The sequence below is a fragment of the Paenibacillus sp. FSL K6-0108 genome, assembly GCF_045040695.1.
Taxonomy (GTDB): Bacteria; Bacillota; Bacilli; order Paenibacillales; family Paenibacillaceae; genus Paenibacillus; species Paenibacillus pabuli_B.
On the sequence record NZ_CP150288.1, the window covers coordinates 2,528,185 to 2,541,548 of the forward strand.

Consider the following 13,364-nt stretch of genomic DNA (forward strand, 5'->3'; position numbering starts at 1 on the left):
GTTAAAAACCGGAGCGTCTTTTTTATTTGGATCGTAAACCATAATAAGGGAAAATATGATATAATCAGGTAGCTAATTAGGAGGTGAGCGTGTGTCGAGAACCAGACTTGTGTTCTCTGCGATGTTATTGCTGTTTGGTATCATTTTTACGTTTAAGCATCACCTCGGTTTCTCAGTGGGGGATACGATGTTGTCTGCTATAGGAATGTCGCCTTATACCACATCCTATGTAAGTGGTGTCCATATTACATTGTTTTTGGGAATGGGTATACTAGTGTGCAGTTACTATCTTACACGCAAAGAAATCATGACATTGTATCCGGTTCTGGCCAAACGGCTCTGGCTGATCGTTCTCGCGATTGTTCTCAGTTATTCCTACATGACGGATAAATTGATGTATGTAGCGAAATGGGGGGCTTCCGGTATCCATGGAGTTTCCTATGTCCAAAATGATAGCTCCTGTACCTATGATGTACTGGACAATGGCATTACACGGGTAAACTGTGACCTGACACTCAAAAATTACACCCGAGAGCCTGTAGCAGCTGTGCTCTTGCCTGACTTGGCCCGAAGTTACAAACACCAGGATGATCCGCTGTATCAATCCCTGCAATCTGTACAGCTGAAGCCGGTGCATATAGAGATTGAGCCGCATGGAACATTTAAGGGTCGACTGGCGTTTTCCGGTTTGGCTGGCTCCCCGCTGCGAGTTAAAGGTAAGCTAACCGATATTGTAATGGATGTCGCCGTAGATGGAGAGAACACTGTGTTTGACTACGATATTCCATAATGATTTGCGTTAGCACGATAGAATGAATACATAAGATGAGCATTGCGAATTAGAAAAAATGAACCTATATATAGTGTTTAGAAGAGCTGACGGTTGTCGGCTCTTTTTTGCGTGGAAGTTGCAATTAGTGCAGAAAAGTTGGTTTTGTTACCTTTATGCATGTAGATGGTAACGCTTACGATATATATAGAAGCTCTTTAAAGAGGTTAAGTCAGGAGTAACAGTTGAGCTATGAAGCGGATTCGCCCAGAAAAAACAGTTTGTGTTTATCGCTTTCATCGTTAAAATTAGATTCACTGACTAATGAAGGCAAGGTGAGGTAAGAAGATGTCATACCGGACGAATCTATTTTCCAAAATGGTCATTTTAATTCTAATTATGCTGGTCCCAGTCGTACTGCTGTACTGGTATTCAAACCATAAAACGACAGCAGTTCTGCGGGATGAGCTCAATCGCTCCAACAGCAACCAACTGGAATTTTTTCAAAATCAAGTGAATACACACATCGAATTGTTATCCTCGTGGCCAAATCTGCTCATTCATGATCCGGATATTGCGAGTTTCCGGCGGATCTACGCCGACAGTAAATATTTCGATCTGGATACGATCAATCTGGTCAAACGTATTCAGAACAAGCTGAGCATCCAGGAGAGTTCGTCCAACTGGACAACGAAATTGTACCTCTATTCACCGACGCTCGGCAGGGTCATCTCTGAACGAGATGCGGGCTATTACGATCAGCAGACGCTGCGAGGCAGCATATCATCCGGATGGAATGTTCGAAAGATTCAAGAGGGGCAGGATGAGCGATTTATTTTCAGCTGGATCACCGTATCACCATACGGCATTAGCGATCCTGCAGCCAATGCGCAGACTGTAATTAAGCTTGAATTCGACAGTGACAACATTCGGGATATGCTGGACAAATTCAAGGACGATGGTCGCCATGATCCCTTCTATTACCGGGAAGAGACGGGGGTTATCTATAACCGAACCTCGGATCGTGCCCTGACAGGTCAGTTGATGGACAAGCTAGCCATTGATAAGCTCAAGGATGTGGATAACCGGACAGTAGTCATCGACGGCGAGCCTTACATGGTTAATACGGTAAAGTCCAGCACGACAGGCTGGTATCTGGTTGATTACATGCCATTATCAGCTATTCTGAAGCCGATTCATCAGTCCAATATCCTGTTCTATTCAGCCATGATCTGTCTGCTATTGATGAGTTTTGCCGTGGCCTATCTGTTATATGTACAGGTCCAAGTCCCTGTCAAACAGTTGATTCGTGGATTCCAACGATTGAAGCAGGAGGATTATTCAGTCCGAATCACGCCCAAAGGACGCAATGAATTCAGCTTTTTGTCCGAACGATTCAACTCCATGGTGGCGCAGATTCAGCAGTTGTTTGAACATGTGTATCTGGAACAGATTCATGTGCGTGAAGCCCGGCTGAAACAGCTGCAATCGCAGATTAATCCACACTTTTTCTATAATTGTTTCTCGTTCATTACGAGCATGGCCAAGTTGAAGCGTGTCGACGCTGTCGTTGCCATGTCGCATAATCTGTCCCGATACTATCGGTATACGACAAGGCAGGAGCGTGATGTGGTGCCGCTCACAGAGGAAATTGAATTTGTCACCTGTTATCTGGAGATTCAGCAGATGCGTATGGACCGAATACGTTTCAAAATTGACTTATCCGAGGATATTTTGCGGCAGGAGGTACCTCCGCTCATCGTACAACCACTGGTCGAGAATGCCGTTATACATGGGATTGAAGCCGATGCCGAAGCTGGGGAAATACGGGTGTCGGGAGAACAGAGAAATGGCATGATGATTCTTACCGTAGATGACGACGGGCATGGTATGAATGAGCTGGCCCGGCAGATGCTGCTCCACAAACTCACAGGAGGTATGGATCAAGAGATGGGTTGCGGGTTGTGGAACGTTAATCAGCGTCTTCAGCTCAGGTATGGGGACCAGGCGGGCATCAGCATAACGGAATCACCGCTCGGTGGGCTGCGTGTTGCCTTGTCCTGGCCTGCTGATGAGAAACATCTTCTTGAATTGAAAGATAGCAATAGAGACGTCATATGATCACAGCATGATAACCAAAGAAAGATTACATTGCATAACGAAGCAAATAGGGAGTGACTGTCTTGATTGATATTTTACTGGTGGATGATGAGACGTATGTAACGGAAAGTCTGGAACTAACCATTCCCTGGGGAGAACTCGGGGTTACGACGGTTTTCCGTGCGGCATCTGGGAAGGAAGCGCTGCAGATTTTGGAAGAGAATGCGGTGGACCTCGTGGTGACCGATATTCGAATGCCAGGCATGTCCGGACTGGAGCTGATTGAGGAGGTAAGCAGTCGCTGGGCGCATATTCGCTGTATTCTGCTGACCGGACACAGTGATTTTCAATATGCCAAGAAAGCGATTCAGCTGCAAGCTGCCGATTATATTCTCAAGCCGGTGAACGATGAGGAGTTCATGGCTTCGGTCTCCGCCGCCATCACATCCCTTCGGGATGATTGGGATGAATTTGATAAATACCATCGATTGTTATACAGCCGGAAGTCAGATTATAAAATTTTGCGGGAAAATCTGATGCACGATCTGTTGCTGGGCCGCGAGATTTCAGCACGGGCACTGGGTGAGCAGCTTGAGAAGTATGAGATTGTGCTCCAGCCGGATCAATCGGCAGTCATGATGCTGATTCGTCTTACAGGCAGGTTCTCGGCAATGGATCAGCAATCACTGGATTTGATGGAGTTTGCGGTGGGCAATATTGCCGAAGAGGTGTTTGGTCCGCATTTCAATGTGTGGTTCGGACGTGGCCCCCATGAATGTCTGGTCATGATTATACAGAGTGGGGGTTGGACGGAGCCTGCTCAGACAAATGTGGATGAACTGAAACAGCCAGCTGGAACTTTCCGCGAGCATGTCATTCGATATTTGCAAGGGGATCTCTCCATGGTCGTCACAGCACCGTTTCAATTTTCCGATCTGACTACGGCTTATCGTAAAGGACTGGGATCACTCGTGTTGTCCGGGCCAGAGGAAAATACAATCATTTACATGGATAAAGATCTGTCCAAACGCGCGGAGAACGATGCGGCACAAGCGCTAGAAGAGCTCTATAAGCCACCCGTACTGCCTCAATTGCTCGAAACCAAACAATGGGAGGCTGCCGCGCGCAAACTGAATGCCGTCTTTGATGCAGCGGAACGCGTATGTCTTTCCAGAGAACATGTATATGAGATGTATTTGTCTGTAACGAATGCTTTTATGTATATCGCGCATAAGCAGGGCCATCTCGTGCATGAGATTGATCATGCGGGATTTGACCTGCTGCTGGCGCATCAATTGATTCAATCGCCTGACAAACTTCGCCGCTGGGCGACAGAAATGCTTGCCAAATTGCAGGATGAGCTCTCCGATCACGAAGGGGTACAGAGTCGCAGACACGTCATCAAGCAGGTTCAGGAGATGGTAACCAGAGACGCAGGACAGGATCTGTCCGTGAAGATGATCGCAGACAAGGTGTATTTGCATCCCGTTTATTTGTCCAAGATCTACAAAGCTGAGACCGGTGAGGGGCTGGGCGATTATATGATTCGCATGCGGATGGAGCGTGCATTGTATTTGCTCAAAAATACCAACAAAAAGATATACGAGATTACCAGTGAGTTGGGGTACCAGAATCCGCAATATTTCAGCAAAATGTTCAAAAAGCATTACGGTATGACGCCGAATGAATATCGGGATCAGGCATAATTTCAACATCATTCCAACATATAGGTTGCCAAAGGTGCAGAAATCTTGTTTTCGTGACATAGGCTGAAAGACCTGGCAGGCCTATAATGAAAGGGTAACCAAAATGATTAAGGGGGAACAACAAATGAGAGCGAAATCTACAAAAAAGAGATGGCTACCGCTCCTCGCTACGACAACCTGTCTCGCTGTCATCCTATCTGCATGTGGAGGAGGCAGTAGTGGCGGTGAGAACGCGGGTTCGAGCACGCCAGCCGTTGAAAACGAATACAAAGAAAAATATGATCCGGCAGTAACGATTACAACAGCATGGGGAATCGACCCTGAGCTGAAATTTAAAAATGGCGAATCGATGGAAAATAACGTGGCAACCAAGTGGGCCAAAGACAAATTTGGAATTGAAATCAAATCCTTGTGGTCTGTGACAGATACGAACAGTGCATTTGCAACCAAACTTCGTCTTGCAATGTCTTCCGGTCAGGAAATGCCGGATGTTGTGACAATAGGGCAGCCGGATAATTTAGTTGCTCAAGATTTGATTGACTCCGGCATGTATCAGGAAGTTGGGCCGCTGTTCGACAAATATGCTTCTGATACATGGAAAAAAGCGATGGAGCAGGATCCCAATGTATGGAATCAGTACAGCCGTGACGGCAAAAGAATGGGTATTCCCGTACTGGACTATGCGTACAACAATGATTACCTGCTGTGGATTCGCCAGGACTGGCTGGACAAGCTGAATCTGGAGGCACCAAAAACCATTGACGAACTGGAAACCGTAATGGAAGCTTTCAAAAATAAAAATCCGGATGGATTGGCTCCAGACAAGGTTACTCCACTGAGCATTGGCTTCAAAACTTCCATGAACACCTGGATGGGTGATCCATCCTGGATCTTCGGCGCATATGGTACTTTGCCTCAGCAATGGAATTTAGGAGCAGATGGAAAGTTGGAGTACGGCTCCATCAATCCGGGCATGAAGCAAGGTCTGACCAAATTGAGCGAATGGCTCAAAAAAGGATATATCCCGCAGGAAGCAGCGTTGTGGGATGAGAACAAAACAGCAGAGCCTGCAGTGGCAGGTACAGCTGGTATTATCCCTGGTCCTTACTGGATGAGCGGATGGCCGCTGATCGACACAGTGAAAAATGTACCAAGTGCTGTGTGGAAACCGATTGCAATTCCGGCAGGCCCTGATGGCAAAGCGATGCGTCACGGAACACAATTTGTTAATGGTGTTACGCTGATCAAAAAAGATATGGAACATCCGGAAGCATTCTTCACATACCAGAACTACCTGTTCGACAACTATGCTGATCCAGCCAAAGGAAGTCCGTATGACAACGGTCTGTTTGAAGGCTATGATTATCAATTGGATGCAAATGGGAAACAAGTGAAACCGGCTGATATGGATGGTGGATATGTGAATGTTGTACGTTATTTGCTCGTTCGTGATGGCGCACGTATTCCGGATGCACAGATGAAAGCCCTGATGAATCTGGCTGATGGCAAGGAACCAGAAACAAAGCTGGAGAAAGATGTAGCGGTGAACTATGGGCCAGAGACCCCTGCGGCAGCAAAAGTATTGCTTGACCAGAAGGACATCTCATTCAAAAACATGTTTACAGGTCCTACAACTTCAACGATGAAATCCAAGCTCGACTATCTCAATAAAATTGAGAACCAAACGTTTAACGAAATTATTTATGGCAAAAATCCGGTAGATGCGTTCGATACATTTGTACAAACGTGGAAATCGGGTGGCGGTGACCAAATCACACAAGAGGTCAACGAATGGTATGACAGTGTGAAAAAATAAGCCTACAGGAGCGTGCAGACCAACCAGTCTGCACGCTTTTTTTGTCGTTAGGAGAGCTTGATTTGCTTGCGGGAGGTGTGTGTCAGCAGTGAATGAATGACTCGAATGACAGCGAGTCCAAACTGGTTGCTTTTGTGCCATTTATATTGCTTTTATGTGCTGTTTGACCTATGCAAACGGTTGATATAATCGCAGTATAAGCCACTCAGGGAGCACTTGAGTAGGAAGAATTACAGGGGGAGCAATCATGAGAACTTTAAAACGAACTTGGCCATTCCACGTAATGCTGCTGCCAGCCATTATCTTTCTGATTATATTCAGTTATGTGCCTATGGGCGGAATTGTTATGGCATTTCAGAACTACAAACCTTGGCTCGGCATCAGCGGCTCGGAGTGGGTCGGGCTTGATAATTTTAGATATTTGTTTGAACGCGAGGACAGCCTGCAAGTCATTTGGAATACACTGATCATTGCTGTGCTCAAACTCATCTTTAACTTGTTTGTCCCGTTTGTGTTCGCGATTCTGCTCAATGAGGTTCGCAAGATGGCGATCCAGCGAACGATCCAAACCTTGGTGTATCTGCCTCACTTCTTGTCTTGGGTCATCCTGGGCGGAATTCTGATTGATCTGTTATCCACCGGAGGACTGGTGAACCGGGTACTCGGGACATTCGGACTTGGGCCATATTTCTTTCTTGGCGATAACAGCTGGTTCCGACCAACGATCATTTTAACGGATGTGTGGAAGGAATTTGGCTATAACATGATTGTCTTCCTGGCTGCCCTTGCCGGCATTAACCCGGCGCTGTATGAAGCAGCAGAGATTGACGGAGCGGGTCGTTGGAAGCAGACGCTGCATATTACCATTCCGTCTCTTGTACCAATGCTGATGGTGGTTGGAACACTGGCACTGGGCAACGTGCTTAACGCCGGGTTCGATCAGATTTTCAACCTGTACAACCCGCTAGTATATCAAACGGGCGACATTATTGATACATTCGTTTATCGCTCGGCGCTGGAAAATGGAGAGATGGGCTTCGCGACCGCCATTGGATTATTTAAATCGGTCATCAGCATGGTCTTGATTCTTGTATCATACAGCTTAGCCAAAAAATACGCCGGATACCGCATATTCTAATCGAATGAACGGAGAAAGAAGGGACCACGATGTATCATAAATCAACGCCTTATCGCGTGTTCAACGTCATTAATATTTGTTTTCTCATTTTGGTTGCCATTATGTGTATTGTACCGATGATTCATGTCCTGGCTGTATCCTTCAGTAACAAGGCTGCCGCAGATGCCAACATCGTCAGCCTTTGGCCGGTAGGATTCTCGCTTGAAGCATACAAAAAAACGATGAATAATCCGATCTTCCTAAACTCTCTCTGGATTTCCTTGCTGCGGACAGTTATTGGTACGGGGATTACGTTGCTAATTACCTTTTTGGCGGCGTACCCGTTGTCGAAAGAAAATAGTGAATTTAAAGGTAGAACCGTCTATTCATGGATTTTTGTTTTTAGTATGATCTTCAATGGGGGACTGGTTCCCTTCTATATGGTCATCCAGAAAATCGGCCTGATGGATTCCTTCTGGGTGCTGGTGCTTCCGGGAGCTGTTAACACCTTCCTTGTTATTCTGATGCTAAACTTCTTCCGGGGTATTCCGAAGGAGCTTGAGGAAGCGGCGCTGATGGATGGAGCCAATCATTTCAGAACGTTGTTCAGTATTTTCCTGCCGATTTCCATGCCATCGATCGCAACCATTGCACTGTTCAGCATGGTGTTTCACTGGAACTCATGGTTTGACGGATTGCTCTATATGAACAATGCCAAGGATTATCCGCTGGCTACTTTCATGCAGACCGTAATTATCAAACGTGATATGAGTACGATGGCCATGAACCCAAAAGAGATGGAAACCATTTCTCAAACCACAGTAAGAGCGGCACAGATTTTTATCGGAAGTGCGCCAATCCTCATTGTGTATCCATTCCTGCAGCGCTTCTTTGTCAAAGGTATGACCTTGGGTTCGGTTAAAGGCTGAGCCTGCATCTAAATTAAACGGAGGTTGATAAAGTGAGCAATTTAAAGGAAGAGGCATTCATTCTTGGGATGGATGTGTCATTTATGGATGAAATTGAGCAGCATGGTGGGAGCTATCGTGATGAGCATGGGCAGCAGGAGGACTTGCTGACCCTTCTCAAGCTGGGTGATGCCAATGCAATTCGGTTGCGAATCTGGAATGATCCTGTAGGCGGATTCTGTAATCTGGAGCGAACGGTAGCAGTAGCCAAACGGATCAAGGAACAAGGCTTGCAATTTTTGCTGGACTTTCATTATTCGGATCGCTGGGCTGATCCAGCCAATCAATGGAAGCCAAAGGCGTGGGAGAAGCTGTCCTATGAAGAACTGCAACGTGAGGTATGTACCTATACGGCAGACGTTCTGAGAACACTCAAGGAGCATGATGCATTGCCGGATATGGTGCAGGTGGGAAATGAGATTACACCTGGCATGTTGTGGGATGAAGGGCGTGTTGGTGGGGAAGAGCATGATACTGACGAACAGTGGGAGCGTTTTGCTGGACTTGTGAAGTATGGCATTGCTGCGGTTAAATCCATCGATCCTGACATCAAGATCATGATCCATATAGACCGCGGTGGTGATAATGCGGAGAGCCGCAAGTTCTATGATCGATTTGAAGCGCTTGGTGTGGAGTTCGATGTCATTGGGCTCTCGTATTACCCTTGGTGGCATGGAACACTGGATGCACTGCGGGATAATCTGCATGACCTGGCTAAACGCTACGGCAAACCCATCAATGTGGTTGAAACCGCTTATCCTTGGACATTGGAGCAGCCTGAAGGCCACGAGTGGATTCTGAATCAGGAAGAACTGCTTCTGCCCGGGTATCCGGCAAGTGTAGAAGGACAGACACGTTATCTGAAGGATCTGCTGCAGATTATTCGTGAAGTTCCGGGCGGTCTCGGAGCGGGGTTCTATTACTGGGAGCCTGCCTGGATCCCTAGCAAGGAAGAGTGGTCTGTTGGACATCCGAATAACTGGGGCAACCTGACGATGTTTGACTTTAAGGGACAGAAGTTGCAATCGTTTTCAGCGCTCAAGGCTGGAGAGGAAAATGACACGGCATTGGATGAGCAGCCGAGTGCTGCATTGATCAAATAGATGATTCAAAATGAAATGAAATACAAAGGAGTTTTCAACATGACATACAAATATCCACCGGTAAGTTCCAAAGCACCTCATATGCTTCATGGTGCAGACTATAACCCGGAGCAGTGGCTCCGCTATCCTGAAGTCCTTGAGGAAGATATTCGCCTGATGAAGCTGGCCAAATGTAATGTAATGTCCATTGGCATCTTTTCATGGGTATCCCTTGAACCGGAGGAAGGCGTGTACACTTTTGAGTGGCTGGATCAAGTACTGGATCGTTTTGCTGCCAATGGAATCTATGCATTTCTGGCTACCCCAAGCGGTGCAAGACCTGCCTGGATGTCGGCCAAGTATCCTGAAGTGCTGCGTGTTGGGGCGAATCGGGTGCGCAACCTGCATGGCTTCCGTCACAACCATTGTTATACATCCCCGGTATACCGGGAGAAGGTTACGGCAATGAACACCAAACTTGCAGAACGTTACTCGGATCATCCGGCAGTCATTGGCTGGCACATTTCGAATGAATTCGGCGGGGATTGCCACTGTGATTATTGCCAGGACGCTTTTCGCGGCTGGGTGAAAAACAAATACGGAACTCTGGACGAGTTGAATCACTCTTGGTGGACAACATTCTGGAGTCATACCGTGACAGACTGGAGTCAAGTGGAGTCTCCTGCCCCGCACGGAGAGACACAGGTCCATGCGATGAATCTGGACTGGCGCAGGTTTGTCACAGATCAGACTGCTGACTTTATCGTGCACGAAACAAAACCGCTAAAGGCCAAAAATCCCGATCTGCCGGTAACGACTAACCTGATGGAATTTTATGAAGGATTGAACTACTGGAAGTTCGCTGACATTCTGGATTTCCTGTCCTGGGACAGTTATCCGACATGGCATGATGCGGATGAAGAAGATACGCTGGCATCCCGAATTGCCATGATGCATGATATCGTTCGCTCCATCAAGGGTGGGCAGCCGTTTCTATTGATGGAGAGTACACCAAGCTCAACCAACTGGCAGGAGACCAGCAAATTGAAACGTCCTGGCATGCATCTGCTGGCATCTCTGCAAGCAGTAGCGCACGGCTCGGACAGTGTACAGTACTTCCAGTGGAGAAAGAGTCGGGGTTCCAGTGAAAAGCTTCATGGAGCGGTTGTGGACCATGTTGGGCATGAACATACCCGTGTGTTCCAGGATGTAACTGACGTAGGAACGGCACTGGAAGGAATGCAGGCCGTGGTTGGCACTTCCGTTCCGGCCGAAGTTGCTATCATCTTCGACTGGGAAAACCGGTGGGCAGTAAAGGATTCCCAAGGACCGCGTAACATCGGTGTGAAGTACGAGCAGACGGTAGAATGGCATTATGATGCCTTTTGGAAAAAAGGTGTGCCTGTGGACGTGATCGACATGGATGCTGATCTCTCCAAGTACAAACTGCTCATCGCACCTATGCTCTATCTGGTACGTGAAGGCGTCGGCGAACGTATTGAGCGATTTGTGGAAAATGGCGGTACATTTGTAGCCACGTATTGGTCAGGTATCGTAAATGAGAATGATCTGTGCTTCCTGGGCGGATTCCCTGGACCGCTTCGCAAGACGCTGGGGATCTGGTCTGAAGAGATTGACGGCTTGCATGACCGTGATCTGAATGGGGTTGTGCCTGTGAAAGGCAACGAACTTCAACTGAATGCCGAGTATGATGCTTTCGAATTATGTGACCTGATTCATCTGGAAGGTGCAGAAGCGCTGGCGACATATCGTTCCGACTTCTATGCCGGACGGCCTGCTTTGACCGTTAACCGTCTTGGTTCAGGTAAAGCCTATTATATGGCTACACGTTTCAAAGCTCCATTTTACGATGATTTCTATGGCAGTTTAATCGCTGATCTGGGTATAGAGCGTGCTCTTGAAACTCAGCTTCCTGCTGGAGTTACGGCACACATCCGTACAGATGGCACAGCGGATTATGTTTTTGTGCAGAACTACACACCGGAGCCGAAGCAAGTAGAACTGGACAACCAGTCCTATCGTGATCTGCTGAGTGGTGATGCTGTGGAGGGCAGCCTGGATTTGCAGCCATATGACATCCGGGTACTGCGTAGAGCAGCAGAGCGTAAATAATATATTATTATTTATTGGCTGAAAATATGGGGATAACAGCCATTGGAAGGTTATATAGCATGCAGAAGGGTCACCCTTACCGTCTCGATTAGACGGAGAGGGTGGTCCTTTTTTATCGTACTAAGAGCACGCTGAGTACTTTTTCTGGGCAAGATAAAGGATAAACGTGTCCGCGCAGCGAAGACAAACAGGTAACATTGCAACTCATGACTTTCAGTCTGGGAGGAATTGGAATGAATCAAAGGAATTTAGACGGCAACAGCTTTATTATTCGGCTGGAAATGACAACAAAAGATATCAAGTTTGGGGAAGTGGCCTCGGCCATCTCGGAAGCTGGCGGGGACATCATCGCCATCGACGTCATTTCGACCAATCAGGATGTTAGTGTGCGCGACTTAACTGTCGCTGTAACGGATGCACAAGATAACAGCAAAATTATAGAAGGGGTGCGTCAGCTTAAAGGGGCATCCATCATAAACGTATCGGACCGGACGTTCCTGCTGCACTTGGGCGGCAAGATCGAGGTTACACCGAAGGTCCCGATTCATAACCGGGAAGACCTGTCACGTGTATATACACCGGATGTGGCCCGGGTATGCTCGGCTATATCAGAAGAGCCTGGAAAGGCATTTTCGCTGACAATCAAGCGGAATACGGTTGCCGTAGTATCGGATGGCAGTGCCGTGCTTGGACTTGGCAACATTGGACCACGTGCCGCGATGCCGGTCATGGAAGGTAAAGCGATGTTGTTCAAACAATTTGCAGGAGTGGACGCTTTCCCAATCTGCCTGGATACACAGGATACTGAGGAAATCATTCGAACTGTGAAAGCGATCTCACCAGCATTTGGCGGGATTAATCTGGAGGATATTTCCTCACCGCGTTGTTTTGAAATCGAGCGTCGCCTGAATGAGGAATTGGACATTCCGGTATTTCATGACGATCAGCATGGTACAGCAGTTGTATTGTATGCAGGTCTGATCAATGCACTCAAGCTGGTCGGCAAATCCATCACGGATGTAAAAATTGTCGTCTGTGGTATCGGTGCAGCTGGTGTGGCATGCAGTAATATTCTGCTGTCCGCGGGAGCGAGTCGGGTTGTCGGGGTCGATCGTGATGGTGCATTGGTACGGACGAATACCTATGAAAATGAAGTATGGAGCGACTATGCAGCGCGTACCAACCCGGAACTGGAGACAGGTTCACTTCGTGACGTAATTCGCGGAGCAGATGTCTTCATTGGCTTGTCACGCGGTAATCTGTTAACCCGGGAAGATGTGCAAACCATGGCCGCCGACCCGATTGTCTTCGCCATGGCGAATCCGGTACCGGAGATTATGCCATCTGTGGTGGAAGACATCGTGGCTGTCATGGCGACAGGACGATCGGATTATCCGAATCAGATCAATAACGTATTGTGTTTCCCGGGGATGTTCAGAGCCGTTCTGGATTGCCGTGCCAGTGAGATTAATGAAGAGATGAAGCTCGCAGCGGCTCAGGCAATTGCTTCAGCCATTTCCGATGAAGAACGCACCCGTTATTATATTATTCCGAGTGTATTTAACGATAAAATTGTCAAATCGATGCGCAATCGCGTGATTGAGGCAGCGGTCAAGACGGGTGTTGCAAGACGTATACCACGTGAACAAGCTCGCGAAGGCGGGGACGTGTAA

9 protein-coding genes are annotated in these 13,364 nt (G+C 47.5%); all 9 read left to right on the forward strand.

Going from position 1 to position 13,364, the window contains the following annotated elements; genetic code table 11:
- The first annotated feature begins 91 nt into the window (after window positions 1-91).
- The 9 genes from MHB49_RS11725 to MHB49_RS11765 all read left to right on the forward strand — a co-directional run bounded on the left by MHB49_RS11725 (window position 92) and on the right by MHB49_RS11765 (window position 13,364).
- Window positions 92-790, forward strand: coding sequence for a hypothetical protein (locus MHB49_RS11725; RefSeq protein ID WP_405156219.1), 699 nt, complete (start codon window positions 92-94; stop codon window positions 788-790).
- 327 nt (window positions 791-1,117) lie between these two features.
- Entirely contained in the window at window positions 1,118-2,890 is a 1,773-nt protein-coding gene (locus tag MHB49_RS11730) for a sensor histidine kinase (RefSeq protein ID WP_405156220.1), read from the forward strand.
- 62 nt (window positions 2,891-2,952) lie between these two features.
- Window positions 2,953-4,575: a response regulator gene (locus MHB49_RS11735; protein WP_405156221.1), complete on the forward strand. Its 1,623-nt coding sequence runs from the start codon at window positions 2,953-2,955 to the stop codon at window positions 4,573-4,575.
- A gap of 124 nt (window positions 4,576-4,699) precedes the next feature.
- Window positions 4,700-6,391: a sugar ABC transporter gene (locus tag MHB49_RS11740; protein WP_405156222.1), complete on the forward strand. Its 1,692-nt coding sequence runs from the start codon at window positions 4,700-4,702 to the stop codon at window positions 6,389-6,391.
- Window positions 6,392-6,638: 247 nt separating this feature from the next.
- Window positions 6,639-7,529 carry a sugar ABC transporter permease gene (locus MHB49_RS11745; protein WP_062321959.1) on the forward strand — a complete coding sequence of 297 codons (891 nt, stop codon included), beginning with the start codon at window positions 6,639-6,641 and terminating at the stop codon, window positions 7,527-7,529.
- A gap of 29 nt (window positions 7,530-7,558) precedes the next feature.
- The gene (locus tag MHB49_RS11750; RefSeq protein ID WP_405156223.1) at window positions 7,559-8,437 is read left to right on the forward strand and encodes a carbohydrate ABC transporter permease; all 879 of its coding nucleotides are present in this window, start codon (window positions 7,559-7,561) and stop codon (window positions 8,435-8,437) included.
- A 32-nt stretch (window positions 8,438-8,469) separates the two neighbouring features.
- Window positions 8,470-9,579, forward strand: a complete 1,110-nt coding sequence (locus MHB49_RS11755) for an arabinogalactan endo-beta-1,4-galactanase (RefSeq protein WP_405156224.1) — start codon at window positions 8,470-8,472, stop codon at window positions 9,577-9,579.
- Window positions 9,580-9,618: 39 nt separating this feature from the next.
- Complete coding sequence (locus MHB49_RS11760) at window positions 9,619-11,691, forward strand: beta-galactosidase (RefSeq protein WP_405156225.1); 2,073 nt, start codon at window positions 9,619-9,621, stop codon at window positions 11,689-11,691.
- Between the two features lie 233 nt (window positions 11,692-11,924).
- Window positions 11,925-13,364 carry an NAD-dependent malic enzyme gene (locus tag MHB49_RS11765; protein WP_405156226.1) on the forward strand — a complete coding sequence of 480 codons (1,440 nt, stop codon included), beginning with the start codon at window positions 11,925-11,927 and terminating at the stop codon, window positions 13,362-13,364.